This is a genomic window from Trichothermofontia sp. (assembly GCF_053493415.1).
On record NZ_JBRCAD010000207.1, the window covers coordinates 23,284 to 50,233 of the forward strand.

Annotated in this window: 24 protein-coding genes; 12 read left to right on the plus strand and 12 right to left on the minus strand. The window is 53.6% G+C overall.

Annotation, left to right across the window (positions count from 1 at the left end; genetic code table 11):
- The first annotated feature begins 5 nt into the window (after nt 1-5).
- The 3 genes from ACWIUF_RS18340 (at nt 6) to ACWIUF_RS18350 (ending at nt 2,281) form a co-directional block, all read left to right on the plus strand.
- The gene (locus ACWIUF_RS18340; protein ID WP_448573969.1) at nt 6-1,115 is read left to right on the plus strand and encodes a hypothetical protein; all 1,110 of its coding nucleotides are present in this window, start codon (nt 6-8) and stop codon (nt 1,113-1,115) included.
- Nucleotides 1,116-1,359: 244 nt separating this feature from the next.
- Nucleotides 1,360-1,947, plus strand: coding sequence for a LabA-like NYN domain-containing protein (locus tag ACWIUF_RS18345; RefSeq protein WP_448573970.1), 588 nt, complete (start codon nt 1,360-1,362; stop codon nt 1,945-1,947).
- A 61-nt stretch (nt 1,948-2,008) separates the two neighbouring features.
- Entirely contained in the window at nt 2,009-2,281 is a 273-nt protein-coding gene (locus ACWIUF_RS18350; protein WP_448573971.1) for a hypothetical protein, read from the plus strand.
- Between the two features lie 23 nt (nt 2,282-2,304).
- Here the strand turns inward: ACWIUF_RS18350 and ACWIUF_RS18355 are convergent, their stop codons facing one another.
- The 3 genes from ACWIUF_RS18355 to ACWIUF_RS18365 form a co-directional block, all read right to left on the minus strand.
- Nucleotides 2,305-2,481 (minus strand): hypothetical protein, encoded by a 177-nt coding sequence (locus ACWIUF_RS18355; RefSeq protein ID WP_448573972.1) that lies wholly within the window; start codon nt 2,479-2,481, stop codon nt 2,305-2,307.
- 98 nt (nt 2,482-2,579) lie between these two features.
- Entirely contained in the window at nt 2,580-3,398 is an 819-nt protein-coding gene (locus ACWIUF_RS18360; protein WP_448573973.1) for an Rpn family recombination-promoting nuclease/putative transposase, read from the minus strand.
- Between the two features lie 3 nt (nt 3,399-3,401).
- Entirely contained in the window at nt 3,402-4,526 is a 1,125-nt protein-coding gene (locus ACWIUF_RS18365) for a hypothetical protein (RefSeq protein WP_448573974.1), read from the minus strand.
- Nucleotides 4,527-4,755: 229 nt separating this feature from the next.
- Between ACWIUF_RS18365 and ACWIUF_RS18370 the strand changes: the two genes are divergently transcribed.
- Nucleotides 4,756-5,367 (plus strand): Uma2 family endonuclease, encoded by a 612-nt coding sequence (locus ACWIUF_RS18370; protein WP_448573975.1) that lies wholly within the window; start codon nt 4,756-4,758, stop codon nt 5,365-5,367.
- 81 nt (nt 5,368-5,448) lie between these two features.
- Here the strand turns inward: ACWIUF_RS18370 and ACWIUF_RS18375 are convergent, their stop codons facing one another.
- Nucleotides 5,449-5,739: a Nif11-like leader peptide family natural product precursor gene (locus ACWIUF_RS18375; RefSeq protein ID WP_448573976.1), complete on the minus strand. Its 291-nt coding sequence runs from the start codon at nt 5,737-5,739 to the stop codon at nt 5,449-5,451.
- Nucleotides 5,740-5,928: 189 nt separating this feature from the next.
- Complete coding sequence (locus ACWIUF_RS18380) at nt 5,929-6,405, minus strand: NAD(P)H-quinone oxidoreductase subunit N (protein WP_448573977.1); 477 nt, start codon at nt 6,403-6,405, stop codon at nt 5,929-5,931.
- 247 nt (nt 6,406-6,652) lie between these two features.
- Between ACWIUF_RS18380 and ACWIUF_RS18385 the strand changes: the two genes are divergently transcribed.
- The 6 genes from ACWIUF_RS18385 to ACWIUF_RS18410 all read left to right on the plus strand — a co-directional run bounded on the left by ACWIUF_RS18385 (nt 6,653) and on the right by ACWIUF_RS18410 (nt 13,334).
- Nucleotides 6,653-7,540: a hypothetical protein gene (locus ACWIUF_RS18385; protein WP_448573978.1), complete on the plus strand. Its 888-nt coding sequence runs from the start codon at nt 6,653-6,655 to the stop codon at nt 7,538-7,540.
- Nucleotides 7,541-8,202: 662 nt separating this feature from the next.
- Nucleotides 8,203-9,375: a Re/Si-specific NAD(P)(+) transhydrogenase subunit alpha gene (locus ACWIUF_RS18390; RefSeq protein WP_448573979.1), complete on the plus strand. Its 1,173-nt coding sequence runs from the start codon at nt 8,203-8,205 to the stop codon at nt 9,373-9,375.
- Nucleotides 9,376-9,461: 86 nt separating this feature from the next.
- Nucleotides 9,462-9,755, plus strand: coding sequence for an NAD(P) transhydrogenase subunit alpha (locus ACWIUF_RS18395; RefSeq protein WP_448573980.1), 294 nt, complete (start codon nt 9,462-9,464; stop codon nt 9,753-9,755).
- The gene (locus tag ACWIUF_RS18400) at nt 9,752-11,170 is read left to right on the plus strand and encodes an NAD(P)(+) transhydrogenase (Re/Si-specific) subunit beta (RefSeq protein ID WP_448573981.1); all 1,419 of its coding nucleotides are present in this window, start codon (nt 9,752-9,754) and stop codon (nt 11,168-11,170) included. Before ACWIUF_RS18395 ends, ACWIUF_RS18400 begins: the two co-directional genes overlap by 4 nt.
- 125 nt (nt 11,171-11,295) lie before the next feature.
- Entirely contained in the window at nt 11,296-11,850 is a 555-nt protein-coding gene (locus ACWIUF_RS18405; protein WP_448573982.1) for a manganese efflux pump MntP, read from the plus strand.
- A gap of 761 nt (nt 11,851-12,611) precedes the next feature.
- Entirely contained in the window at nt 12,612-13,334 is a 723-nt protein-coding gene (locus ACWIUF_RS18410) for a Mo-dependent nitrogenase C-terminal domain-containing protein (protein WP_448573983.1), read from the plus strand.
- 104 nt (nt 13,335-13,438) lie between these two features.
- Here the strand turns inward: ACWIUF_RS18410 and ACWIUF_RS18415 are convergent, their stop codons facing one another.
- The 5 genes from ACWIUF_RS18415 to ACWIUF_RS18435 form a co-directional block, all read right to left on the minus strand.
- Nucleotides 13,439-14,878, minus strand: a complete 1,440-nt coding sequence (locus ACWIUF_RS18415) for an O-antigen ligase family protein (protein WP_448573984.1) — start codon at nt 14,876-14,878, stop codon at nt 13,439-13,441.
- Nucleotides 14,875-15,717 (minus strand): YaaW family protein, encoded by an 843-nt coding sequence (locus ACWIUF_RS18420; RefSeq protein ID WP_448573985.1) that lies wholly within the window; start codon nt 15,715-15,717, stop codon nt 14,875-14,877. Before ACWIUF_RS18420 ends, ACWIUF_RS18415 begins: the two co-directional genes overlap by 4 nt.
- An 86-nt stretch (nt 15,718-15,803) precedes the next feature.
- Nucleotides 15,804-16,553: a WecB/TagA/CpsF family glycosyltransferase gene (locus ACWIUF_RS18425; protein ID WP_448573986.1), complete on the minus strand. Its 750-nt coding sequence runs from the start codon at nt 16,551-16,553 to the stop codon at nt 15,804-15,806.
- A 9-nt stretch (nt 16,554-16,562) separates the two neighbouring features.
- Nucleotides 16,563-16,922, minus strand: coding sequence for a DUF6464 family protein (locus tag ACWIUF_RS18430; protein WP_448573987.1), 360 nt, complete (start codon nt 16,920-16,922; stop codon nt 16,563-16,565).
- A 370-nt stretch (nt 16,923-17,292) separates the two neighbouring features.
- The gene (locus ACWIUF_RS18435; RefSeq protein ID WP_448573988.1) at nt 17,293-17,778 is read right to left on the minus strand and encodes a hypothetical protein; all 486 of its coding nucleotides are present in this window, start codon (nt 17,776-17,778) and stop codon (nt 17,293-17,295) included.
- 848 nt (nt 17,779-18,626) lie between these two features.
- Between ACWIUF_RS18435 and nifJ the strand changes: the two genes are divergently transcribed.
- The gene (gene nifJ, locus ACWIUF_RS18440; RefSeq protein WP_448573989.1) at nt 18,627-22,253 is read left to right on the plus strand and encodes a pyruvate:ferredoxin (flavodoxin) oxidoreductase; all 3,627 of its coding nucleotides are present in this window, start codon (nt 18,627-18,629) and stop codon (nt 22,251-22,253) included.
- 153 nt (nt 22,254-22,406) lie between these two features.
- Nucleotides 22,407-23,453 (plus strand): dihydroorotate dehydrogenase-like protein, encoded by a 1,047-nt coding sequence (locus ACWIUF_RS18445; protein WP_448573990.1) that lies wholly within the window; start codon nt 22,407-22,409, stop codon nt 23,451-23,453.
- A 1,064-nt stretch (nt 23,454-24,517) separates the two neighbouring features.
- Here ACWIUF_RS18445 and ACWIUF_RS18450 read toward each other — a convergent pair.
- Nucleotides 24,518-26,518, minus strand: a complete 2,001-nt coding sequence (locus ACWIUF_RS18450; protein ID WP_448573991.1) for a caspase, EACC1-associated type — start codon at nt 26,516-26,518, stop codon at nt 24,518-24,520.
- Entirely contained in the window at nt 26,519-26,935 is a 417-nt protein-coding gene (locus ACWIUF_RS18455; protein ID WP_448573992.1) for a hypothetical protein, read from the minus strand.
- Nucleotides 26,936-26,950: the final 15 nt, after the last annotated feature.

Here is a 26,950-nt window from a genome sequence, read left to right on the forward strand (position 1 = left end):
CGATCGTGACTGACACCCCACGGATTTTGATCCTCGAAGACGATGAGCTATGGTTAGCGCGGCACGAGCGGCGCTTACAGAATGCTGGCTTCGACTGTTATGCTACCCAGGATGCCAAAGAAGCCCTCAAGGCTGCCAAAACTGACCCCACCATTAAATTCATCTTGATCGATGAAAGTCTCTATGTCCCTCCTGGACCCAGCCAAGGCGAAACTGGCGAATTACAGCGTTGGCAGGGACATGGTATCATCCGCGAAATTACAGCCCAACGATCGGACATCCAATTTATCGTCATCTCCGCCGCCCCCCAACTCGCCAGTGACGAGCACGACGGCGATCGCCAAGTCTTCCGCCGCGAAACCCAAAAACTCAGACGACAACCGGGGGTCATTGACATTGTTCACAAACTGGATATTGAAGAAGACCCCGACGGCAGCTATGGCTGGATCATTGATCTGCTTAGGCGATCACGGGTCACCACCAAAGCCGAGGTCATCACTCCCAAAATCCTCATCGGTCTCGGTTTTCCCAAAGAAACCCACGCCGCGATCGTTGAACAGATGGAGATACCCAAGCGCCAGTTTCTTCCGATCGCCCCTCTCCTGGCGAAAGGGGGACCTCGGTTTCTAGACGAACTCTGGCAACGGGCTGAAACCCAAGCCGTCTTCCTAGAAATGCCGGGTTCTAAGCGCCTCGAACCCCTAAAAATCTTTAAACCCGACTCCAGTGCCTTTCAAATCCTGGCCTTCTTGGCCCGCCAGACCGAAACCCAAGGCAATGTCCTAATTCGGGAGGAAGACTACCAACACACCTCCCGTCGCTCCAAAAAAGCAGCCAGCGTTGACATTGACACCGATGCCCTTGAACGTCAAGACTTTGCCTATGGTTATGCAGAAGACGGGCGCAGAGGCGTGCGATCGGGAGTTCAGATTGAGTACAAAAAAACCAGTAGCAGTTCTCCTCTCAAAGTTGCTATCCACCGCATCAGCAAGCAGTTACATAAACTCAACGTCGGTCCTGCACGTCAGCTATTCATCTACGAACAGGAAGGCTACCGTCCCAGCTTCGAGCTAGGCATCGTCGTCTACGCCGTGCGATCGCCCCGAAGCACCTGAGACACGATCTCATCGCTAACGCAGAAAAAACTGTAACCTTGAAACCAAATTTCAGCCTGCTTCTCCCCAGAAAAAAACTGAAGCCCTCATCACGACTTGTTTTTCAGTCGCTTCATCCACGATCCTAGCTATCTCTGAAACTCCTTATGTACAGGCAGGATATAACACTGCTCCACCCTGTAAGCCAAGGAGAACTCTAATGCTAGCCACTTGCAGTGCAAACTCTCGTAAAGGGACTAGTAAGGTGAACAGCACTCAGCACTTGCTAGTTGAACCTCATCCGAAACTTAAGCCTAGGCGGACTCCGCAACCTGATCGCAAAAAGGACGAACCTCGCACCCTGCTGAAACGTGGTCGTGTCGCTATATTTATCGATGAGGCTAATCTCTTTAACGCTGCACGTATCTTGGGTATCAAAATCGACTACTCCCGCCTTCTTGAACACCTGACCGCAGGTAACCAGTGTTCAGGAGCGTTCCTATACACTGCCGTCAACTCAAATCGACATAAGCGGCACTTAAAAGCCAAGGCAGGTTTGCGCAGCTATAAGATTATCGATCGCCACATTATTCGGCATAAAGATGGCACCTTAAAAGCCAACCTAGATGTAGAGATTGCCACTGATCTAGTCACGAAAGCCTTTGAAAACACCTATGACACAGCCATTCTAGTCAGTGGAGATGGTGACTTTGCCTATGCCGTTAGGCAAGCCAAGGCGCAAGGGCGGCGTGTTGAGGTTATCAGCTTGAAAGCCATGACGAGTAGAAACCTAGTCGCTGCTGCTGATGCCTACCTAGATCTAGCCAGTATCAAACAGTGTATTTGTCAGTAGCCCCTTGATTATTCCATTCAAAACTACTTTTTGTATTTGCCACTAATCAAGAGGTGTCGTTATGTTAAAACCCCATTCTCAGTTAAACACCCCCAACCCTAGCGATCGCAGCAACTACGACTACAGCTTTCGGATCAAGTTAGTCTTCCATACCATTAAATACACTGCCCTATTTCTGATGGGGATTAGCATCTCAATCATCATGTCCATGAGTCTACAAGCTAGCAGTATTACTGCCCTGCTGACTAGCCTATTTACCCAGGCAGTACCGCCACTCGCCATCGTCGTTCTCATCATTATTGGGCTAGCGATCGTCTTTGAGTCCTTCAGCTAGATTGCCACCCTTTTCCCATCAGGCTAAACATAGCCTGTGGCACGATCGCCCGTTTTTGAGCAAACTTCGCGATCGCGGCCCTCGAATCCCCCCAAGATTGCGTGGAAGAGATGCGGCAGGCATTTGCGAAGCGGCGCAAGCTGATGTTGGATGCGTTGAATGCGATTCCAGGGCTGAGTTGTCCGGCAATAGGGGGGCATTCTATCTATTTCCGAATGTGGAGAAAACAGGGATGTCGTCGTCTTGAGATCAAGAATGCCTAGAAATATGGATAAACTCACATATTAGTCAGGAAATCTTAACGACTCTCCCCCACTACTCGCCGAATCATCTCAACATCAATCCCGGTTTGTTGCGCAATTTGCTCGATCGTCAGCCCCGCCTGAAGCAGCAACGGCACCGTCACGGCTAACACCTGTTCCTGACCTTCCTGGCGACCTTGCTGGCGACCTTCTTCCTTGGCGTCGCGGTAAACGCGGGTTTCTTCCAGGGTCGTTCCGGTGAGTCCAAGCATGGCTTCTACCTCCTCGCGGCTAAGGGTGGTGAATTTGTACACCACTATGGTGGTGACTATCTCTATTATCTCGTTTGCAGAAAGGATGTCAGGTGGGGTCTGCTGTACCGTGACGATGATCTCCCGTGCCTGGGTGGCCATTTCTGGCTCCGGCAACACTGTTAATTGCATCAGGCGGATGCCCAGGGAGGCTGATTGTTCCGGGGTGAGTTCATCCAGATAGATCCGTTTCACATTGGGACTATCGAGCAGGGGTTGATGGATGCGGGTGTCGTCGGGTTCGAGGCTGCGGCTGGGGAAGATAATGATGCCGTACCACTGGTCGAAGCGGCGGGGGTTGCGGTAGAGGTAGAGGAAGCTTTCTCCGAAGAAGCGGTAGTAAAGGTTGTCATCTTTTTGGAATTGGACTTCGCCGAAGCAGATGATCTGGGGTTGGGCATCGGGCGGGGGTAAGAGAACGCCATCAATGCGGAAGGTGGGTTCTTTGACTTCCAAGGACTCGAAGCGGTAACCCTGACTTTGGCGGGGGTCAAGGCCGAGGAGGGTGAACAGGAGGCTGGGGCAGCGTTGGAACAGTTGGTAGAAGATGGCATCGCGGCGCACGGGTTAATCCTCCACCCAACTCGATCGCCAAGCGGCTTCGGCTTCGATGATGGCCCATTCCCGTTGTTTCTTGCGATAGGTCCGCCGTAGTTGTTTCAATCGGGCCGTGAGGTCACGGATACGATTGCGTCCAGCCATGACGTTGGGATCAATAAATTCAATTTCTGCTAACCGCAGGTTTAAGGCAATCAGGTGAGTAAGGGCTGGCTGGCGATATCGCGACTCATCATCTCCCTCCCCATCTGTCTCATCCATCTCATCCATCTCACGCATCTCATCCATTGCCTCCATTTCGTCAAGAGTGATATCGCTCTGTGCCTCTGCATCTACTTCCCTCACCACGACCGATGGGCGCTCCCGCTCCTTGGTCTCCACCAACAGATTGAGAATATGGGGAGATTGGCTACTGCCTTCCGGTGCATCAGCACGGGCGATCGCACTGAAGACTTGATCTGGTAGGTGCTGGTGCAGAATGTTGAAACGCTGTAACAGGCGGTTGGCGTGATAGGAGGTGCGCTGGAGTTGCTCGGCGATCGCGGCTTCTTGGCGTTTTTGCCACCGGACAAGCTGCTCTACCGGGGAGCTATCGCTGTTCCCGGTTGCCTGGGATTGCTTAAAGAATGCCTGTACCATTGCAGACAGATCGCCGGAGTCGAGGCCCTCCGGTAAGCGATTTTCAGCTTGGGCTTGTTCTAGGGCAGCCTTCATGCCCGCCGCCAGCGATGACAGGATTTCTTCATCATCCCAGGAGCGATCTAGGGGGGGCTGGTCAGGCGGATGGGGGCGATCGTCGGCCTGATGGTCCTGATCGGGGGCCAACTCGTTACCAGCAAGCGTCTCCGGATGGGCGGGGGTGAGCAGATGGGTGAGGCGATCGGCAGCTTGGGCCGCCAAGGTACGCAGGGCTTGTTGGAACTGTTGCCGTTGGGGGAAGGAGAGATGCAAAAAAGCTTCCGGATAGCCTTGGGTACACAGCCGATAGCAGGCCAGGATCAATTGCTTGTGGACAGCTTGGCCTAAAACCGCCAAATAACTGCTATAGACACTTTTCATCTCCGCAGCGAGATCGGCAACCGCCTGATCCAAGGCTGCCATTTCTTGCTCAACGCGTTTTAGTGCTCCAGCCATAGGGGCCTCAATGCTTGACAAGCTCCGCTTTCCACTCTAACATTCCTGACCTTTGACGCTCCCATACAACAGATCATCAGCTTTGAGAGGGCAGTCAGCTTGCCAGTCCCCATAGGAAAACCGACAAAGGTGGGGTGCTAGAATGCAGTCGCATAGGTTAGCAACGTCCTAGGTACTGGATGATGGGTCACAATAGTCAAGCATTCTATCTGAAGGCGATCGTTGTCCTATGATTGCAGTTCCGGCCTCAACCTATCTATCTCCAGAGGCATACCTCAAAGCGGAGGCAACTAGCCCCATCAAGCATGAATATCGGGATGGGGAAGTCTATGCAATGGCGGGGAGCACCGACGCCCATGTTACCATTGCCCTAAATTTCTGGGGGATGTTACGCAGTCATGTGCGTAACCGAGGCTGCCGGGTTTATGCCCTCGATATGAAAGCCCGGATTGAGGCAATTAATCGCTATTACTATCCAGATGTGATGGTGACCTGCGACGATCGCGATCGGCAATGTAACCTCTTCAAACAACATCCTTGCCTCATTGTTGAGGTGCTATCTGAAGGTACGGAAGCCTTCGATCGCGGGGACAAGTTCACAGACTATCGCCACCTGGAAAGCCTACAGGAATACGTGTTGATTTCCCAAGTTCGCCCCCAAGTGGAGGTGTTTCGGCGGAATGCTGAGGGGTTGTGGGTATTGCATCCCTATGGCGAAGGCGATCGCATTTCCCTGGCGAGTGTGGGCTGGGAGGGGGCGATCGCGGCTGTCTATGAAGAAGTGACGTTCCCAGAATTGGCTGCACCACCAGTCGCTCGAGAACAGGAGAATTCCCCCTAAGCGGCCAAAGGCAGCAAGAACCCTAAGGGACACTCAGGGATACTTTGGGCTTAGCGTTAGGAGAGTGTGGGAATGGCTGGCTTACGGGTGGGGATTCGGATCGCCGCTAAAGGGTTGAACGCCGACTTCTGGGTAATCGTCATGGGAAGGGGTGAAAACCGCTAAAGCAGCAGCAGCCAGCGAGCGGAAGAAATTCGGCTGTTCCTTTAACTCACCGATCGCCTCCTCTACATGTTCAGAGGAAAAGTCTAGCCCCTCCTGCTTGCCCAGGTTAACTAAATCCTCCGGACTCGTCACCATTTGCAGCTTATCCTTTAATTGCTCATTCTTCGCTGCTTGGGAAAAGAATTGAAAGACATTGTCTTTAGACATAGTTAACGGTAGCTGAAACTACAAAACGAAGGAACCCACCTTCAGGATAGCGGATGCCGTCACAGTTCAATATGTCGAGTAGTTACGATTAGTTGCTAGTAGTTGCTAGGCAGCAACGGGAACACCAGCACGGGACGGGAAACCCTGGCTTCCCCATCGGCCCGTCACGATCGTCCCCTCATGCTCCCTTTAGGCCACCGCCAGCAAGCTCTTCAACGGCTTCCAGGTAAAGACCCGTTCACCGCCCATCTCCACCACCACCTTCAGGCGCGGTTCCAAGCTAGGCAGAGCCGCCAGATAGGCTAATTCTTGCTGAGTCAAGACATAGCCTTCAATCAACCAGAGGGCCAGTCCCTTGGCGGTGCTGGGCAGTTGTTCCAAATGCATCCCCAGAATCGGCGGGACAAAGTAGACATTACCCACTGCCGCATCATGCCCCACACTTTTCTTGCCCAAGTGGGGGGGACGGACCCCATGCACCCCCATGAGGTAAGCGGACAAATCCCCTAACCCCTTGGCGGTCAGATGCAGCGTTGGGTAGCCCGCATTCCGCAATCGCCGTTGATAGCGACCTTCAAAGCCGCCCTCTAGGGGAACATACAATCCCAAAGCACCAGTCGCTTCCAGGTCCCGAATAAAGCGCTTACCCGTGGTGAGGAGTGCCATAGCTGCGTTCTGTAAGATTTCGTTACGTGCTTTCTCTAGATTATCAGACTCCGGCACTGACCTTGATTTGATCAGTGTTCCGCGTGCCCCAATCGTAAAGAAATGCTAAGGGATGCGCAAACTTTAATCAACAGCCCTAGCTTGCCCTTGTCAACTTGCTATACATAAAAAGGAAAGCCGAGATAATTACCCACTGTTCTGGCGTCGCTGCTCACACTAAAAGCTGCCGTCTAGAGATCCTATTTTGATGTTTAAAGTTACCATTCACGCCATCCGACCTCGGATTCATTCGTGCTTGGGGTTAGCGGTTGCGCTCCTCTGGGTACCAGGGGTGTTTGTTGGTCATCAGAGGGCGTTCGCCAACCCTGATGCGACTGCGGTGCCCAATGCCCCCACGATCGCTAATCCTCCCCTGTCTGACCCTGCTGCCCCCACCATGATGGAATCGTCGGTTCAACTGGATCCCCTTAACAGTCCCCATCCCGTGCCCTGGAGTTGGGTGTTAGCGACCCAAGATGAGGTCAGCTCAACCCAAGGGGCGGGTTTACGTTACTACCGCAGTCGATCGCTCGTCTCCCCCGACGGCGACTATGCCGCCTATAGCCGTCTCCAAATGCAAGTGCAACCGGAGATGTACCGTAGCCGGGTCAGCAGTGTCATGTTTTTAGAAAACCTGAGAACGGGTGACCTACAGGTTGTGACCGCCACCTCTCCCTTGGCCACGAATCCGCGCACGCCCAACCGCGAAGCGGAGCAACCAGGGGCGATTTCAATGATCGTGCCGATCGCCTGGAGTGAAAAAAGCGATCGCCTGCTGGCGCGACAGTTTGAGGGTTTCTTTAATACCTCAGATGCCTCGGATTATGCGGTCATTTGGGAGCGGCAGGCGGGCCAAACCACTACCGTTGCCCCCACCCGCATGATGTATAGCAATGCCATCCTGCTGGGCTGGAGCCAGGAACATCCCGATCGGGTTCTCTTCCAAGCAGGGGAATTAGGGGATGAAAGCTGGCCACTCTGGTCTGTGGATACGCGCAGTGAGACGCGATTGGCCAACACCGATCAACCCCTGATCTTTGGCCAAATGACGGATAACGTCTGGAGTGGCCCCCAGGCTTATCATCAAGCCCAATAATTATCTAACTTACGTGCCTACTTAGGTTTGTTTTTCCCCATTGGGTTCGCTTCGACGATCGCAATGGGGAATTTTAGTAGACCTGTCTTAAGGGTTCTCGCCAGCAGCCCTGTTGATCGTGATCCCCAATAAGAGGACGCGGGTAAAACCTAACACCATTAGGAAATGATGAGAGTAATTTACTCTGAGGTTTTCAGGGTAAAACTTTGTAAAATCTTGACATTATTGTTGAACATAAACGTGATTGGGAAGCCAGAGGATAGGCAGACAATGCTGCCGTTAATCTTCCAAGATACTCAAACAAATTGTTAAAAATTGGTGACTGAACCCTTGAGTATGGGTATCTTTCACGGCTGCATTACGTCCGCTTGAAATTCGCCACCTTCTAGGGACAAGCAAAGAAAACTAAAGAAAAAATACAGATTTTGCCGCAGCCTTGGATTCTCTCAGGACCGATTCGGTTGTCAGGCCATGAAACAACCTGAAAACAAGGTGAAGATCCCCATTTAGGATCGGGGGATCGTCCTACTATGCAAGACAAGTCCCAAGGGTTTCAGACAACCCCGGCTCGTCCGTGGTTGGTGAAGGGGTAGGCCAGTATACCTGGCGACCTGGCTACCGTAGCGATGTCTAAGCGAATCGAGTGAACGAAGGGAGACCCGATGAAAGTTGCAGTTGCGAAAGAAATTGCGGTGGGTGAAAACCGCGTCGCCCTGGTCCCAGAGGTGGCCGGACGGCTAGTGAAGCAAGGGATCGAAGTCCTGATCGAAAGTGGGGCGGGCGATCGTGCCTTTTTTAGTGATGATGCCTATGCCGCCGTAGGCGCGACCCTTGTCCCGGATGCCTATAGCCTCTGGTCTCAAGCCGATATTCTCCTCAAGCTGAATCCGCCCCAAGGCTTACCAGAAGGAGGCTGGGAGGCCGATCGCCTCCAGCCAGGGGCCGTACTGATCAGCTTTCTGAACCCCTTGGGCGATCCCCAACGCATCCAGGCTCTAGCGGAGCGCCAGATCACGACCTTTGCAATGGAAATGATCCCACGCACCACCCGTGCCCAAAGCATGGATGCCCTCTCCTCCCAAGCCTCGGTGGTGGGGTACAAAGCAGTGCTGATTGCCGCCACCGTCTCGCCCAAGTTTTTCCCCATGTTGACCACCGCCGCCGGGACCATTCCCCCCGCCAAAGTGCTCGTGATGGGGGCTGGGGTGGCAGGATTACAGGCGATCGCCACGGCCCGTCGTTTGGGGGCTGTGGTTGAAGGCTTTGATATTCGTCCCGAAGTGAAAGAAGAAGTCCAAAGCTTAGGCGCTAAGTTTGTCGAAGTGGAATTGGATGAGGAAACCTGTGCCGAGGGGGGCTATGCCTGTGAACTCTCGGAAGCCGCGAAGCAAAAAGAGCGGGAAGTGGTGACCGCCCACGTGGCCCAATCCGATGTGGTGATTACGGCAGCCCAAGTCCAGGGGCGTCGTGCGCCCATTCTGGTGACGGAAGAGATGGTGCAACAGATGAAACCGGGATCAGTCCTGGTAGACCTTGCCGCTGAGCAGGGGGGGAACTGTGCCTGTACCGAACCGGGGAAGGATGTCAAACGTAATGGCGTGACCATTATCGGTCCGATGAATTTGGCATCGGCCATGCCCGTCCATGCCAGCCAGATGTATGCCAAAAACCTGGCTGCCCTCTTGCAATTGCTGATTAAGGATCAGGCACTCAACCTCAACTTTGAGGATGACATTATCCGGAGTACCTGCGTGGCCCATGCGGGCGAGATCACGAATCAGCGGGTGCGGGATAGTTTGGCCGCCGGGCAGAACCAACCGTCTGCCGTCAGTTAGCCGTCAGTTGGCCGGGAGTTAGCCGGAAGTTAGCCATCAGGCAACTAAGGCATTCCCAAATATTTCCCAAGGAGTTATCAAGCATCATGCCCGAAGCATTGATTACGAGTTTAGTTGTGTTTGTGCTAGCGGCCTTTGTGGGCTTTGAGGTGATCAACAAGGTGCCGCCTACCCTCCATACCCCGCTGATGTCCGGTGCGAATGCCATCTCCGGGATCGCGGTGGTGGGGGCGCTGCTGGTGGCGGGGGCGCGGGATTGGAACCTCACCGTGGCCTTGGGGCTGTTAGCGGTGATCCTGGCAACCGTGAATGTGGTCGGTGGCTTCCTGGTGACCGATCGCATGTTGCAAATGTTTAAGAAGAAAGAGGTCAAGGCATGAGTGTCCTGAGCAATCTAAGTGAATTTCTGCCCACGGGTATTCAACTGAGCTATTTGCTCGCCGCGTCTCTGTTTATTTTTGGCCTCAAGCAGCTAGGGTCCCCGGCAACGGCGCGGCAGGGAAATGTGATTGCGGCGGTGGGCATGGCGATCGCGATCATTGCGACCCTGCTCGATCGGCAAGTTGTGAATTACGAAATGGTGCTGGTGGGGATTCTCATCGGCTCCCTGATTGGGGTTGTGATTGCCAAGACCGTGGCGATGACGGATATGCCCCAGATGGTCGGGATTCTCAATGGTTTAGGGGGGGCTGCTTCGGCCCTGATTGCGATCGCGGAGTTTTGGCGCTTGCAGGGGACTGCGACTGTCCCCCTAGATGCGAATTTGACCATTTCCCTCGGTGTCCTGATTGGGGGGGTCACCCTCACGGGCAGCTTGATGGCCTTTGCCAAACTCCAGGGGCTAGTCACGGGCGCACCGATTACCTTCCCACTGCAACAGCCCGTGAATGCACTCCTGCTGGGTGGCTTTCTGGTGGGCAGTATTTACCTCCTGATCAACCCCTATAACCTGACTGTATTCTGGGGCTTGGTGGCGATTTCCCTCATCCTGGGGGTCCTGTTTGTGATCCCGATCGGCGGGGCTGATATGCCCGTAGTGATTTCGCTGCTCAACTCCTACTCTGGGCTAGCAGCAAGTGCTGCCGGGTTCATTCTGTATAACAATATGCTGATCATTGCCGGAGCCTTGGTGGGGGCATCGGGGTTAATCCTGACCAACATCATGTGCAAGGCGATGAATCGATCGCTGGCGAATGTGCTTTTCAGTGCCTTTGGTACCAGTGGCGGTGCGGCAGTGGCGGGTGCGGCGGGCCAAACGGAACACGTCGTCCATTCGATCGGACCGGAAGAAGGCGCCATGATGTTGGGCTATGCCCGATCGGTCGTGATTGTGCCCGGTTATGGGATGGCCGTGGCCCAAGCCCAGCACTCCGTCCGGGAACTGGCGGATCAACTGGAACGCCTAGGCGTTGAGGTGAAATACGCGATTCACCCCGTCGCCGGACGGATGCCCGGTCACATGAATGTGCTGCTGGCCGAGGCGAATGTCCCCTATCCCCAGCTTTACGACATGGACGATATCAACCCCGAATTTGAGCGGGTCGATGTGGCGTTAGTGATTGGGGCCAATGATGTGGTCAATCCCGCTGCACGGGAAGATCCCAGCAGCCCAATTTATGGGATGCCCATTCTGGATGTCGATCGCGCCCAACATACGATCGTGATCAAGCGGGGGATGAGTACAGGCTTTGCTGGGGTAGACAATAGCCTGTTCTACAAGGACAAAACCATGATGCTCTTTGGTAGCGCCAAAGATGTGGTTTCCAAGCTCGTTTCAGAAGTGAAGCAACTGTAGACTTAAACCACGGCATTTTCATAATTGATTCAAAATTGAAAGGGCACCTTGCAAGAGGTGCTTTTTTTATTAGCATTATTGCTTTTTTCGGTAAGATTCTAGCAAGCCCCGCATAGGATCTAGAAATGCTATTGGAACTATTGATCTTTACGCTCGTTTTAAGTATTGATTCATTTTCCGCAGCCCTGGCCCTAGGGTTTCGGTACTTTTCCCGCCGACGGGCCTTATTCTTTGCCTTCAGTTCTGGGTTTTCCGAAGGGTTGGCTACCTTTTTAGGATTTCTCCTGGGTCGCATCGCCCAAAATCTGATTGTTGACTACGATCATTGGGTCGCTTTTTTCCTGTTATGTGCAGTGGGCGGGCACATGTGCTATCAGTCCTATCAGGAAATGCGATCGCCCGCGCTCCACAAAAGCAATACAGTCAAAGTTCACAGCCCTTTGAAAATCCTGTTTGTGTCTAGCGTAACCAGCATTGATTCCCTGGGGGTAGGGGTGACCCTCGGCCTGATCGGCAAACCCATTGCAATCTATTCCATTGTGATTGGCATCGGGGCCTTCCTGTCAACCTATTTAGGACTTTTTCTAGCGAAGCGAATTTCAGGACATTTTGGGGAAAAAGTTGAATTTCTGGGTGGTGTAGTTTTGATCCTGCTTGGCATCAAGATGCTCTCCATTTAGTAGCCTTGCCAGGCAGAAGCTTGCAGCCAAAACCACGACAACCACCCGCCTCTACCCCGATAACCCAATCCGCCCAGTTTGTAGTGACGACTTTAGTCGTCAAAATACCCAGTTTGTAGCGACGACTTTAGTCGTCAAAATACCCAGTTTGTAGTGACGACTTTAGTCGTCAAAATACCCACTCCTGGACTTTTCCCATGCCTGCTTAGTTTGTAGTGACGACTTTAGTCATCAAAATACCCACTCCTGGACTTTTCCCATGCCTGCTTAGTTTGTAGTGACGACTTTAGTCATCAAAATACCCACTCCTGGACTTTTCCCATGCCTGCTTAGTTTGTAGTGACGACTTTAGTCGTCAAAATACCCACTCCTGGGCTTTTCCCATGCCTGCTTAGGCACGATCGTTGGCAGACCGGCAGGAGTTATACAGCACTTCCATACTCGGTGAGGTACAGGCAAGGCGCTTAAGCCCCTGGTTCGCAAGGCTTGACCGTACTTCAACAGTCCTTCATTAGAGAGGCAACAGCTATAGCATCCCAGCGCTTATCAATAGCCCCCCTCCCTGCCGGTTAAATCTTAATTAAAACCTCCTAAAACAGAGCATCCAATGAACCGAATATTGATGAAGCAAGCTTTAAAAATTCTTAAGATCTTGAACGGTCAATTTAGGAATCGCCAATGATCCCTTACCTGCCCCTCAGAATCTTTTAGAATTGAGTCGGATAATCACTAAATCAGAACGTCATGAGGGCTAACGGGTTATGACGGGAGTCATCCAACCAACTTATACCAACGAACAAATCGCGACCTGGTTGCGTGGTTTAATTACCCTGGCGTGGGCAGACGGCCACTTCGACGCCGAAGAAAAGGACCTGATTCACGATCTCCTGCAAACAGATCTAGGTCCCGCGATCGATCTCGATCCCTTCACCCCCCTAACCCCCAATGAACTGGCAGCGGGGTTGGGGCCAGAACCCAGTACCCGCGAAAACTTCCTGCGAACAGCCGTCATGGTAGCGATCGCGGATGGGGTTTATTCTGCCCCAGAGGACGATCTTCTCCACCAGTTTGCCACGGCCCTCAACCTGGATTTGGGCGTTCTTGCAGCCCTCCGCACCACCCTGCATACCCCGGAGGACCCAGACACGGGAGCGGTCACGGCCATTCACGAAGGCCTCACAACGGGGGTGGCTTCTTCCCTACACGGATCGAGCGACAAAGCCAGTATCCAACCCCTACGTCCCATTCAAGATTGGCTGGATGGCCTCGAAGTTCATGATCCCCGCTTGGCCCATTTCCTGTGCAAAATGATTCCGCCCCAATGCCCCTTTGAGCGGGATATTCAGCTATTTGGCCATAAGGTTGTCCACATTCCGCCCCTGTGTAAGCTCAACCCCTTGTATGAGCAAATGGTGGGGCTGCGCTTCCGTGCCCTGTGCTATCTAGCCGATGACTGTGGCGAGGATGTTACCGCCTACTGTTAATGACTCATGGGCCTCTCGAGTCATTGGCATCGGGGCGGTGCAACTGCCCCAACCGACTAGATTACGTTCGCTATCACGACAAGATCGGGATTGTTCACGGTACGCTAATGACCGCATCCCTGGCCGATCGGTCCTTTAGACGCATCGGGTTTGGGCGCGTCGGGCTTGGGCGCACCTGCTAGCGCCGCGATCGCTGCCAAGAGCAGCCATCCCAGCCCATTAATGCGGGCATCGAAGAGGGGAACATCAAAGCTGTGAAACAGGAGACAGGTCCCAAAGGCCATCCCATAGGTGAACAGCATTAGAGCAAGCGTCGGGTCAGACTGACGATCGCAGACTTGCCACTGGCGAACGCCCCGATAGAGCACGGTGGCCACGATCGCCACCAAACCCAGGGTGGCCGGAATCCCCGTTTCTGCGGCCAACATCAAGAGCAGATTATGGGGATGTCCGAGCCAATAGTCCATTGTGGCTTCGTACAGTCGGGAAAAGGAGCGCAGGCCCCATCCCGTCCAAGGGCGCTCCTGGGTCATCGTCGCGGCAAACTGCCATTGGGTCATCCGCAGGGAGGCCAGAGGCCGATCGGGGAAATTTTGATCCGTTAGCCTAGCCCACAGAAAAGTAGGGACGATCGCCCGCAGTACGGATTGCCCAAAGGGACCAAAGGCGGCCCAAAACACGCTGGCAATCATCCCCAATCCCACCAGGATGACGCCATACCAGCGGCAATAGATCGCAAATACCAGACCGACGATCGCCGTAATCCCCCAGGCACTGCGCGAGTCAGTGCGTAAGATAGCCACCAGATGCGCGGCGACGGTGAGGGAGAGAAATCCGATTTGCCAGACAATGGGAGCTGTCCAGTCGAACGATTGCCAGCGCAGACGAGTGAAAACCTGGGGTGATCGCAGCCATGCCCCTGAAGCTGCCGTCTGCAAGTGCCTACGGTGCAGGGTTGTCCACGCGTCTACCCATAACCCCAGTGTTAAGGTGAAGGTAACCACTAGGTAACTAGCCAGCACATTCGCATAGGCAAAGATCGAGGCCATACGCCCCGGCGGCGTTCCCCCTGCTTCAATCAGCCAATCAAAGGTTCCCCCCAACAGCCGCACGTGACCGGCCCACCCTCCATAGATCTGTCCCAAGCCAATCGCGATGACAGGGACCGCCGCGATCACCAGAATCCAGGCCATGCGGTGAACTTGGGCCACGGTCATCCGCAATTCCCGCACCACAGCAAAGAACAGAAAGAAGGGCAAAAAGTTCGCCAACCCCAGGAGGGCATTCCCGCGATCATCGGCCACAACTGCCGTGAAGATAAGCCACCCACTGAGGGCAGCCAAAGCCCGATTGAGGGGACGCTGGGCCATCACCGCCGCCCGCTGCCGGAGGATCTGCACCAGCACGACCCCAAAACTCAGGCCCGCGAGGATCGGGCTGAAGGGGAACAGGCCACAAAATAGCTGCATCCACAACCAGGGTGATCGTAGCCCTGCCCCCAGGTTACGATCACCACCAGAGAGGACCTGAAAACGGGGATTCAAGCGATCTCCCAATGTTCAGTGCGTAACAGGCGAATTTGGGCCAGGGCAAAAATGGCGGGAATAATGCGACCGTAGTTAGTGGCGATCGTGCGCCAACCCAGATCACTCAGGAACCAGGCCCACAGCACAGGACCTAACCAGGCCAACAGTCCCCGTAAAACAACCTGGCGGGTGGCAGCCAGGGCCATCCCTTGTTTTGCGGTTTGCAGCATCATTTGACTATGCAACTGGGTAACAGCGGTCATCCCGCCCCTGAGTAAGGACTGTTTCGCCACTTGGTACGTCGCCATCTGAAGGGCCATTTGGCGGGCAATCTGGCGCAGGAGCAGGGGCCGCAGGACAGAGGTCACCGCCAGGACGCCCCCCCCCTTGAGCAATAGTCCGATCGGGTCATGCTGAAGACTCGCGGGCAGCGGTTCGCCCGGTTTCATCTGGGCAAGGGCACGCTGCACCCGCAACCGGAGGCGATCCTGTTCACCAGGAGAAAGGTGCTGCCATGCCTGGTGCATTAGGTGCAAAAAGATTTCTGCTTCAAGATCAGTGGTAGCCAGCGACTCGCGATAGGGAATTTTGAGGTAGTGGCACACACGCAACAGGACTTGGCGATAGCCCACCCGATCGGTCTTCTGTTGCAGGACCGTCAGGCCATCCGCCGCCAGAAACCGAAAACGCTGCTCCAGGCTGGCCAGCCAGCGATCGCGATCCAGGCTTTGCACATGCAGGGGATCGGGCGTTTGCCAATAGTCCAAAGGATTCAGCCGCCGACAGAAGAGAAGTTGGGTGAGGTGGCGTAGTTCATCTTCGGTGGCTAACTCTAGGGCAGACCGTAACTCGTCCAAAATACCTTCCTCCCTGGACAACCCACAGTGCGTTTTCCAGCCCTATTCTACACTGCTACCCAGTGGCCAGAAGTGGGCCGGTTAGCTCAAGTAAAGGGATCACGATACGCATTGAACTTTTGCTTCAGAATCAGCCAGAGGAAAGGGGGATTGTCCACCAAATAGCGTTTCCAGAGGCGCTTAGGTTCGGCTAGGAGTCGGTATAGCCACTCTAAGCCAATCTCGCTCATCCACTTGGGCGATCGCTTCACGTTCCCGGCCTCGAAATCGATCGTCGCCCCGATCGCCAGAAAGATTTTGATCTGAGGCATCCGGTGGCGATAAGTGTGGATAAAGATCTCCTGCTTCGGTGCGCCCACCCCCACAGCTAAAACGGTTGCCCCGGATTGATTGACCAGATCGATCAAAAAATCACATTCGGCCTCATTTTTCTCAAACCCAAAGGAGGGGGAGTGGGCACCCACAATAATCTCTCGCCCCACCTTGACATTGATATTGGCTTGGGCTTGTTGGGCCACACCGGGTGCTGCCCCCAACAGGAAGATCCGAATAGCGGGGTTATCGCGGTGATAGGTGTAAAAAGCCGGGAAGAAATCGGACCCGGACAGCTTTTCCTTCAGCGGGGTCCCCAGAAAGGCAGCGGCATACAGCATAATCTTGCTGTCGCAGACCTTAAAGGTAGCATCCTGATACACATTGAAAAACGCCCGATCCCACTGGAGCCGCATCAGGTGATCAACGTTGGGCGTAAACACAACCCCTTCCTGGAGTTGGGCTAGCATTTCAGCCTGGGAGAGATTATCCAGTTCTACATTCAGGATTTTGACCTTGTTCATGCTGACATCCTAAGCCCGTGGTTCATAGGAGCGGCAAGTTTCGCAGGGGCCTTCAGGATGGACGGCACAGCGAATAAGTTCCGAAAGGGCATTAAATTGACAGGTGGCATCGCCGATCACCCAACGGCCATCAACCCAACTCTTTTCGGTTAACGCTTGGGGAGCCGATTGGACATAGAGGGCAATTTGGTGGAGACGATAGCGGCCCGATCGAAACTGGTAACGATGTCGGCGTTCTAGCACTGTGTAGGTTTGCCCCTGAAAGTCGAGATAGCTACCCGGTTGCAGATTTCCCTCCAGACGCACACGCCCTAGAGTTTGCTGGGGGTGTGTCAGAATAACCTCGGTTGGCAGCGAGTCTGGCTCCATGATGCTGGTGTCGTGCAGTATACATACAAGGATGGTATCGTACCTGCTTCCTAAGCGGCTATGGAAATTCTGCGGGGGCGTACACGTCGCACGCTGCGCCGCTGTCACCCGCATCCCTCACGGTGGTGAGTTCCCCCCGGATACAACGCCAGTCAATACCCACTAGTCATGGTTCATGCATCGATACGATCGCGCCCCCTAGTTTTTAACCTGAATCCCGATTGCGCCTTGCCGAAGCAACGGTCTCCCGTTGATCCCCTACTTCCCGTCTTCTCCTAGAAACACAGGAAAGTTAGCTAAGGATTAAGCCGCTTCGTAGGGTGCAGGCAGGTATCGCTTGTCACCAGTAGCGATGATACAACAGCAGACATCAATCTTCCCGGAGTGACTTTATTGATTTCTCAAAGAAGATCCATGCATTTAAGATGCCAGCCGAGATAAATAGTAAAAAGGCTGCCCAGAAACCCGATTCATAAGCCACCTTAATTCCCATAAATTCAGAACCTTGTTTAGCAATTTCATCATCCAGAGAAGATTTTAGCCATAGTAGTGAGAAAAAGTCAATGATTGCTGAAATAGCTGAAAATAGCGAACTTCTTCTTTTTTGAGCAAAACTTGTCCCTAAGCCAACCGCAGCGGCTGTCAATGCAAAAATTGCTCTCGCATCCGGTGGAATTTTCTCTTGCTGAGATTGGGACCCCAAGCTTGGCATACTCACCGTTGTGCCAGTAACTAATTCAATACCTGATAACTCTAGAATCGATAGATCTTGGCACGATATCGAAATAAATGGCAGGAAGAAACAAATCACAATCAAAGCAAAAAGGGAAGCCGATACCTTCTTAATCGTTTTCATAAATACAAACCTCTTCGGTGCAACAGCACCCATACAAGAAACTTGATAGAGAACTTGATATAAAATCAAAATACTCTATCCAGTCTAACACTTTTGTAAGCCACAAATCAAATAATCAACCACTCAAGTGCATCTATTACATTAAGTTACATATACTTTTGTATACCAAGATTAAGAGTTGTCAATAACTCCGCATTATTGCAATGAATAGTAATGAATAGTAATGAATAGCAAGGAGATGTTCCTGGAATGCAGGGTGTTAAGAAAAACTGATATTTTCATCTATTGCTAGGCTTATCTAGGATGATCAGTACTGTAGGGACTGAATGGGACTTCTTGTAAGGAAAATCAGTACAGCGTTTAACAGGATGAAACTTCATGGATGATAGATGACGATGATGACGATCGCAGCCAGTTGTCAATATCCGGTTGATATTTAACCAATAATTGCTTATCAATCTAATTGGCTAACTAATTGGCTAAAACCTGTTAGGTCTAGAACTTATATCCTGTAAATAGCTTGACAGATACAGCACTTCCATACTCGGTGAGGTACAGACAAGGGGCTTAAGCTCCTCGTTCGCAAGGCTTGACCGTACTTCCCTAGAGAGGGAGCGGCTGTATTACTTGCAACAATAATTTTGGAATCTCGTAATTTTTTCTTAATGTCCTATGTAGTTAAAATTAGCGATTTTTTGTATCTGTTGATAGGGTTAATTATCTTCTTGATTTTGACTCATACCAGGGAAAACGATCGACCTGATTTCATAGGAGTTCATTAAGCGTTCATTAAGCAAGGATTTTTCACTCGATTTTGACGCGTACCCTCAAGGTTTGAGGAGACCATTATGAGTACGAAAGCTGTAGCCACGATCGACGGTAATGAAGCCGTTGCCCGTGTCGCTTATCCCTTAAACGAAGTAATTGCCATCTACCCGATTACCCCGGCCTCGCCAATGGGGGAATGGGCCGATGCCTGGATGTCGGAAGGTCGCCCCAACCTGTGGGGCACGATCCCCAGTGTGGTGGAAATGCAAAGTGAAGGCGGTGCCGCTGGAGCCGTGCATGGTGCCCTGCAAGCAGGGACCCTGACCACGACGTTTACGGCGTCCCAAGGCTTGCTGTTGATGATCCCGAATCTCTACAAAATTGCTGGGGAACTGACCTGTGGGGTGATTCACGTTGCGGCGCGATCGCTAGCGGCCCAGGCTCTCTCGATCTTTGGCGATCACCAGGATGTCATGGCCGTGCGCTCAACGGGCTTTGCCTTACTGTGTTCTGCCTCGGTCCAAGAGGCCCACGACTTTGCCCTAATTGCCCAGGCGGCGACCCTGGAAGCACGGGTGCCCTTTATCCACTTCTTCGACGGGTTCCGCACCTCCCATGAAGTACAGAAGGTGACGCTGCTGGAGGATGACGATCTGCGTGCCCTCATTCGCGAAGATTTGATCCTGGCCCATCGTGCCCGTGCCCTGACCCCCGATCGCCCGGTCCTGCGCGGCACCGCCCAAAACCCCGATGTCTACTTCCAAGCGCGGGAAACGGTGAATCCCTTTTACACCGCCTGTCCGGAGATTGTGCAGCGGGTAATGGATCAGTTTGCGGCCCGGACGGGCCGCCAGTATCGCCTGTTTGAATACCACGGTGCCCCCGATGCGACGCGGGTAGTAGTGCTGATGGGGTCGGGCTGTGAAACGGTCCATGAAACCGTGGATTACCTCACCCAACAGGGGGAAAAGGTAGGGGTCTTGAAAGTCCGGCTCTATCGACCTTGGGAGGCTCAGCAATTCGTGGCGGCGTTACCGGCCAGTGTGCAGGCGATCGCGGTCCTCGATCGCACCAAGGAACCGGGGGCCAGTGGCGAGCCGCTGTACCTGGATGTGGTGACGGCATTAATGGAAAGTTGGACCGGGGCAATGCCCAAGGTCGTCGGCGGACGCTATGGCCTCTCCTCGAAGGAATTCAGTCCGGCAATGGTCAAGGCGGTGTTCGACAACCTAAGTCAGGCGACGCCGAAGAATCATTTCACGATCGGCATTCACGACGACCTCAGCCACACCTCCTTGGAATTTGATCCCAGCTTCTCGACGGAACCCGAATCTGTGGTCCGGGCCATGTTCTACGGTCTGGGGGCCGATGGCACGGTCGGGGCGAACAAGAACTCGATCAAGATCATTGGCGAAGAAACCGATAACTACGCCCAGGGCTATTTTGTCTACGACTCGAAGAAATCCGGGTCGATCACCGTCTCCCACCTGCGCTTTGGGCCGCAACCGATTCGCTCGACCTATTTAATTTCCCAGGCTAACTTTGTCGGTTGTCACCAGTGGAATTTCCTGGAAAAACTGGATGTCCTCAAGGAAGCCGTCAACGGGGCCACCTTCCTGCTCAACAGCCCCTACGGTCCCGATGAAGTCTGGGATCAGATGCCGATCGAGGTTCAAGAGCAAATCATCCGGAAGCAGCTTAAGGTCTACGTGATCGACGCCAACAAGGTCGCCCGTGAGAGTGGCATGGGGGGGCGGATTAACACGATCATGCAGGTGTGCTTCTTTGCCCTCGCCAAGGTTCTCCCCCGTGAGGAAGCGATCGCCCAGATCAAGAAGGCGATCGAAAAGACCTACGGCAAGAAGGGGACAGAAATTGTCCGCATGAACCTACAGGCGGTCGATAATACCCTGGCGAATCTGTTCGAGGTCACAATTCCCACCCAGACCAGCAGCGTCCTGCATCGGCATCCCCCCATCCCCGATACCGCGCCCGCCTTTGTGCGCGAGGTGTTAGGGAAAATGGCGGCCCGTGAAGGTGATGATCTGCCCGTGAGTGCCCTGCCGATCGATGGCACCTATCCCACCGGCACCGCCAAGTGGGAAAAACGCAATGTCGCCCAGGAAATCCCCGTGTGGGACCCAGATGTGTGCGTCCAGTGCGGCAAGTGTATTATGGTCTGCCCGCATGGCGTGATCCGGGGTAAAGCCTACGAGGCAGCGGAATTGGCCCAGGCTCCGGCTACCTTTAAGGCCACGGCGGTCAAGGATAAGGAATTTGCGGGTCAACAGTTCACGATTCAGGTGGCACCGGAGGATTGCACCGGCTGTGGCATTTGCGTCGATGTCTGTCCGGCCAAGAATAAATCCATGCCCTCCCGCAAGGCGATCAACATGGAACCCCAGCTACCGCTGCGGGAACAGGAGCGCCAAAATTGGGACTTCTTCCTGAGCCTGCCCAACCCCGATCGCCGTCATTTGCACCTCGATCGCATTCGGCAACAGCAATGGCAGGAACCCCTGTTCGAGTTCTCCGGGGCCTGTGCTGGGTGTGGGGAAACCCCCTATATCAAGTTGGCGACCCAGTTGTTTGGCGATCGCATGTTAGTCGCCAATGCCACGGGCTGTTCCTCGATCTACGGCGGCAACCTACCCACTACGCCCTGGACCCAAAACGCTGAAGGGCGCGGTCCCGCCTGGTCCAATAGTCTGTTTGAGGACAATGCCGAGTTTGGCTTGGGGTTCCGGTTGGCGATCGACAAACAAGCGCAATTCGCCGGAGAACTGCTGCAACGGCTAGCGGGTCAAATTGGCGATTCCCTGGTCACGGCGCTCCTGAGTAACGTCCAGAAATCCGAAGCCGATATTTGGGAACAACGGGAACGGGTGGCCCAACTGAAGCAAATTCTGCAAGGGATGAATACCCCAGAGGCCCAACAACTGCTGAGTTTGGCCGATTACCTGGTGCGCAAGAGTGTCTGGATTGTCGGTGGGGATGGCTGGGCCTATGACATTGGCTACGGTGGTTTGGATCATGTCCTCGCCAGTGGCCGCAATGTGAACGTCCTGGTCATGGACACCGAGGTCTACTCGAATACGGGCGGTCAATCCTCCAAGGCCACGCCACGGGGGGCGGTCGCCAAGTTCGCCGCTGGCGGGAAACCCTCACCCAAGAAGGATCTAGGTTTGATCGCCATGACCTACGGCAACATCTACGTCGCCAGTGTCGCAATGGGGGCACGGGATGAGCATACGCTGCGGGTATTCCTGGAAGCGGAAGCCTACGACGGTCCCTCGCTGATCATTGCCTACAGCCACTGCATCGCCCACGGCATCAATATGACCACCGCCATGAACCATCAAAAGGATCTGGTCGAAAGCGGACGCTGGCTGCTCTATCGCTATAACCCCGATCTTCGCAAGGAAGGCAAGAACCCCTTGCAACTGGATTCGCGGGCACCGAAGCAACCAGTGGCCCAGTCCATGTACAACGAGAACCGCTTTAAGATGCTCACCAAGAGCAAACCCGCCGATGCCAAACGCCTGCTCCAGGAAGCCCAGGAGGATGTGAACCTGCGCTGGCAGATGTACCAATACCTAGCAGCCCGCCCGATGGAAACGGGGAATGGGCATGGCAATGGGCATGGCCCAGTGGGGAGTGAGGCGACGGAGAAGACCAGTGGCTCCCAGCCGACAACGCCAGTTTAGGTAGGAGAGAGGAGAGAGGAGAGAGAAGAGAGGAGAGAGTGTACGTCTCACGCCTCACTCCTCACTCCTCTCTCCTCACGCTTGGTCCTGACGGGCAAGCTGCCCATCCCACCAGTCATTGCACCCCCATTCATCGGTGACAAGGAGAACATCATGGTTGATTTAAGCACGACCTATTTGGGCCTGAATTTGCGATCGCCCCTCGTACCATCTGCTGCTGCACCGCTGACGGAAGATTTGGACAATATTAAGCGGCTTGAAGATGCGGGAGCGGCTGCGATCGTGCTGCATTCCTTATTCGAGGAACAGTTGTTACGGGAAAAATTTGAACTGCACCATCACCTGACCTATGGGACTGACAGTTTTGCAGAATCTCTGACCTATTTCCCGGAACCAGAAGAATTCCATGTGGGACCGGAGTTATATCTGGAACACATTCGCGCGGCGAAGGCATCGGTTCAGATTCCCATTATTGCCAGTTTGAATGGGTTTTCCCGTGGCGGTTGGGTGGAATATGCACGGCTGATGCAAGAGGCCGGGGCTGACGCGATCGAACTCAATGTCTATTATGTGCCCACGAATCCGGATATGCCCGGATCGGCGGTGGAGCAGAATTATATTGATATTTTACGGGAGGTGAAGGCTGAGGTTTCCATTCCCGTGGCCATTAAGCTCAGTCCCTATTTCAGCAATATGGCAAATATGGCCAAACGCCTGGATGAAGCAGGGGCCGATGCATTAGTACTGTTTAACCGTTTCTATCAGCCGGATATTGATCTCGATAATCTTGAAGTCTATCCCCACTTGCTGTTGAGTTCACCGCAGGATCAACGCTTACCCATGCGCTGGATCGCGATTCTCTATGGTCGGATTCGTCCTGATCTCGCTGCAACCAGTGGGATTCACAAGGCTCCGGATGTGATCAAAATGCTCATGGCAGGTGCCAAAATCACCCAGATCTGTTCGGTCTTACTCCGGCATGGGATTGAGCATATCCAGGTTTTGGAACGGGAAGTGCGTCACTGGCTGGAGGAAAACGAATACGATTCGGTCAAACAAATGCAGGGCAGTATGAGCCAGATTCACTGTCCAGATGAGAGTGCCTTTGAACGGGCACAGTATATGAAGGCAATCCAGAGCTATCACCCCGACTGGATGACCTCAATCTATAACCTGATTAGCCCGTCTACGACCACTTAAGGGGTGAGGGGTGCGATGATCGCTCAAGGTAAGCCCTACGTTGGGCGATCGGCAACAGGGTAGCGGCTACATAGTCTAGATGGATTCAACACATGAGCCATACAGGCCGTTAGCCCGCTTGAATTCACGTTACCCGTTGTGTATGTCGGACATGGCAAGGAACACCTTGATAAACCTGCCTCGATCCCAGGATCTAGGATGCCCACAGACAATCTTGATAAACCTGCCCTAATCCTAAAATCTATACGGACCACAGACAACATCTCGGTTGCCCCATAGGTATTACCGGGGCAGGTTCACACATATCATCGGTTTGCCCCATAGATTGTCCTGCAACCTGCCCCTACCAGAACAAATTCATGGGTATGTAGGGGCAGGTTCTCTAGGATCTATGATGCCCACAGACAATCTGGATAAACCTGCCCCGATCCCAGGGTCTATGCGACCCACAGGATCTATGCGGCCCCATGCCAATATCTCGGTTTTCCCGTAGGCGTTATCGGGGGCAGGTTCACCAATATCATCGGTTTACCCCATCGATTGTCCTGCAACCTGCCCCTACCAGTATTCAATTTATGGATGCGTAGGGGCAGGTTCGCCAGGATCTACGCTGCCCACAGACAATCTTAATAAACCTGCCCCGATCCCAGGATCTATGCTGCCCGCAGATAATCTTGATCAACCTGCCCCGATCCCTTGGTTTACCCGCAGGTGTTATCCGGGGCAGGTTCATAAATATGATTGGTTTCCCCCATCGATTGTTTCGCAACCTGCCCCTACCGGCATCAAATTCATCGGTATGTAGGGGCAGGTTCGCCAGGATCTATGATGCCCACAGATAATCTTCATAAACCTGCCCCAATCCCAAAATCTATACGGCCCACAGACAATCTTGATAAACCTGCCCCCTTTGTGTTTCTTCGTGTTCTTTGTGCCTTAGTGGTTAACAAAAGTTTGCAAACCTCGATTTTTGAAATTTTAAATTTTTTAAAGCCCCCATTTTAAAGAGAAAAAAGAAGAAATATTAAGAATTGCAAAGGGCAAAAGGGGAAGAGGGCAAAGGGCTACAGAGTCCTCGCCGCCGAACACGCCAAACGAAAACCAAGGTTGTCGTCGTGGCCGTCGGGTAGGCCGAGGCTACGGTAGGCCGAGCGACAGTCCCTCGGATTGAAGCCCCACGAACCGCCGCGCAGCAGGCGATAAGCAGCATTGCCATTAATCACCCACGCACTGCCATCTATCGGTGCTTCATTGTAATCAGGATGGAAAATATCTTGACACCATTCCCAAACATTCCCATGCATATCATATAAACCAAAAGCATTGGGCGAAAATTGGCCAACTTCGGTGGTTTGTTGGCGATATTCACCCTTTGGTCCCTGCCCGTAGGTAGAGTTGCCGTTATAATTCACCAACTCCGGCGTAATGGTTTCCCCAAAATAGAATGGCGTATCCGTGCCAGCCCGACAGGCATATTCCCATTCTGCTTCCGTAGGTAACCGATAGTTGTGCTTGGTGTGGCGGGTTAGGCGATCGCAAAACTCCACCGCCTCATCCCAACTAACACGCTCAACCGGACGATTATCCCCCTTAAATTTAGCCGGATCAGGCTGGAGATCTCGATTAACTTTGGACATTTCTGCCACCAGCCGCCACTGCGTTTGCGTTACGGGAAATCGACCCAGATAAAATTCCGGGACCGTCACCTGATGTCCCGGTAATTCCCTTGCATACCACTTGTGATAATTTTCTTCGCCCACCAGCCGAATCAACTCTTTTTTCTCTGCCTCCGTTTGTCCCATCCAAAACTGCCCCGCCGGAATCCGCACCATCTCCAGCCAAACCTGCTCACTCAGCTTTTCTCGCAACCCTCCCGCCCGTCCAGGAATCTTCTCAATCACCGATCCCTGCTCATTCACCCGAACTATTTCAAACTCAAAAACCTGGATAGTAAGGGCAAAATTATTAAGCCATAAACCATCACCTAAAACATATCCTAATAATTCTCGCTGAATTGCGGCCACATCCTCATCCCGCAGCCCCAACTCCTGTTGGTATTTATGCAAATCCTGCATCGTCTCCGCACACAATTGCAGTTCCTCCTGCAACGTCTCCACCAGCGTTTGCCGATAATCTGCCAGCTTAGCCGTATATTCCAAAAACGGCTGCCGCACCTCAGCAATAATCGCCTCTGCCTCCGGTTGCGATAACCCCAACTGTTGCCATTTCCGCGCCAACAACCGCCGCGCCGGGACCGATAACTTACCCTGGGAATTCACCGCGTCCTCCACCGCCTTCCGGAAAATCAACCTCGGATCATCCTGCGGCGACCTCGCCAACACAATCCGATAACCCTCCCCCTCCCGCAACGAAATCAACTGCGGTTCCATCGCCGGAGCCGCTTCCTGCACCTTCCGTTTCGTATAGCGGTGCAACTCATCCACCGAAATCGCGCCATCATTATCCAGATCCGCCGCCCCCGTGCGTAGCCCCTCCACCCAATAGCGCGTATAGATCGACAGATCCTCCCCCTTCCGTTCAAACGAATAGTCCACCGAACTCGTCGAAGTCAGCACCACCCGCCCCGTCGCCTCGGCAATCAACTGCCCCTGCAAATCCACCACCCCATCATCACGAACCACCAAATCCCCAAACGCCCCACTAAAACAGCAGTCCAAAATCATCACCTGCTGCTGCGCCCGACATTGATTCATCCAGCTATAAATTGACCGGGCCGACACCGCCGAAGACGTAACCAACCGCTCCCGCACCTTGCGCGTATTCGTCGCCGCAAAATACAAATCCCGCTGATCGTCCTTCACCCCATGCCCCGAAAAGAACACTACACAGGTATCCGCCGCCCTGCGATCGGCCAGCCATACCTCCAGTGTTTCCGCCAACTGGTCCCGTGTTGGGTTGAGCAACGTTGCCACCGTAAACCCACCCACCGCCGGATCTGCCAACACCTGCGCCACCGCCGCCGCATCCCTCGGAGCCGCAGCCAACGGCTTGAAACTTTTGCCGTCATAGTCCCCCACCCCAATCAGCAGCGCAAACTTACCCATCTAACCCACTTCCCGATCGACCGGCACCACCTGCACCCCTAATTTAGCCCTAACCGCCTCAATCCGAGCGATCGCCCGATCCAACTCCGCCTCATCGCGATACTCAAAACTTACCTTCTTGCCATCCTCCTCATAGCTAAACACCAGCTTCGTCCCATAAAACCGATTCCCCAAAAAATCCGTCAATTTTTTCAGATTCGCCCGATTCACCTCCGCCAGCAAAATCCCCATCAGAAACGCCGCCGCCCCCGATCGCGCCCCCTCCGGGATATCTGCTTCCCGTGCCAAGCGTGCCTCATCCACTAACACCCCCTGGATCTCCTGCGCCAAACTGAAGGCAAACCGTTCCATCGCCGCCCGGTCCAACTCCAGACCTGCCCCATTCAAATCAATCAAAAGTTTCAGTGAATCAGCCATAGGTAAAGTTAGGGA

Excerpts from the sequence above, each read along its gene's own strand:
- ACWIUF_RS18350 (WP_448573971.1), top strand. The coding sequence starts at position 2,009 with ATGTTAAAACCCCATTCTCAGTTAAACACCCCCAACCCTAGCGATCGC.
- ACWIUF_RS18355 (WP_448573972.1), bottom strand. The coding sequence starts at position 2,481 with ATGCCCCCCTATTGCCGGACAACTCAGCCCTGGAATCGCATTCAACGC.
- ACWIUF_RS18365 (WP_448573974.1), bottom strand. The coding sequence starts at position 4,526 with ATGGCTGGAGCACTAAAACGCGTTGAGCAAGAAATGGCAGCCTTGGAT.
- ACWIUF_RS18370 (WP_448573975.1), top strand. The coding sequence starts at position 4,756 with ATGATTGCAGTTCCGGCCTCAACCTATCTATCTCCAGAGGCATACCTC.
- ACWIUF_RS18375 (WP_448573976.1), bottom strand. The coding sequence starts at position 5,739 with ATGTCTAAAGACAATGTCTTTCAATTCTTTTCCCAAGCAGCGAAGAAT.
- ACWIUF_RS18380 (WP_448573977.1), bottom strand. The coding sequence starts at position 6,405 with ATGGCACTCCTCACCACGGGTAAGCGCTTTATTCGGGACCTGGAAGCG.
- ACWIUF_RS18385 (WP_448573978.1), top strand. The coding sequence starts at position 6,653 with ATGTTTAAAGTTACCATTCACGCCATCCGACCTCGGATTCATTCGTGC.
- ACWIUF_RS18390 (WP_448573979.1), top strand. The coding sequence starts at position 8,203 with ATGAAAGTTGCAGTTGCGAAAGAAATTGCGGTGGGTGAAAACCGCGTC.
- ACWIUF_RS18395 (WP_448573980.1), top strand. The coding sequence starts at position 9,462 with ATGCCCGAAGCATTGATTACGAGTTTAGTTGTGTTTGTGCTAGCGGCC.
- ACWIUF_RS18400 (WP_448573981.1), top strand. The coding sequence starts at position 9,752 with ATGAGTGTCCTGAGCAATCTAAGTGAATTTCTGCCCACGGGTATTCAA.
- ACWIUF_RS18405 (WP_448573982.1), top strand. The coding sequence starts at position 11,296 with ATGCTATTGGAACTATTGATCTTTACGCTCGTTTTAAGTATTGATTCA.
- ACWIUF_RS18410 (WP_448573983.1), top strand. The coding sequence starts at position 12,612 with ATGACGGGAGTCATCCAACCAACTTATACCAACGAACAAATCGCGACC.
- ACWIUF_RS18425 (WP_448573986.1), bottom strand. The coding sequence starts at position 16,553 with ATGAACAAGGTCAAAATCCTGAATGTAGAACTGGATAATCTCTCCCAG.
- ACWIUF_RS18430 (WP_448573987.1), bottom strand. The coding sequence starts at position 16,922 with ATGGAGCCAGACTCGCTGCCAACCGAGGTTATTCTGACACACCCCCAG.
- ACWIUF_RS18435 (WP_448573988.1), bottom strand. The coding sequence starts at position 17,778 with ATGAAAACGATTAAGAAGGTATCGGCTTCCCTTTTTGCTTTGATTGTG.
- nifJ (WP_448573989.1), top strand. The coding sequence starts at position 18,627 with ATGAGTACGAAAGCTGTAGCCACGATCGACGGTAATGAAGCCGTTGCC.
- ACWIUF_RS18445 (WP_448573990.1), top strand. The coding sequence starts at position 22,407 with ATGGTTGATTTAAGCACGACCTATTTGGGCCTGAATTTGCGATCGCCC.
- ACWIUF_RS18450 (WP_448573991.1), bottom strand. The coding sequence starts at position 26,518 with ATGGGTAAGTTTGCGCTGCTGATTGGGGTGGGGGACTATGACGGCAAA.
- ACWIUF_RS18455 (WP_448573992.1), bottom strand. The coding sequence starts at position 26,935 with ATGGCTGATTCACTGAAACTTTTGATTGATTTGAATGGGGCAGGTCTG.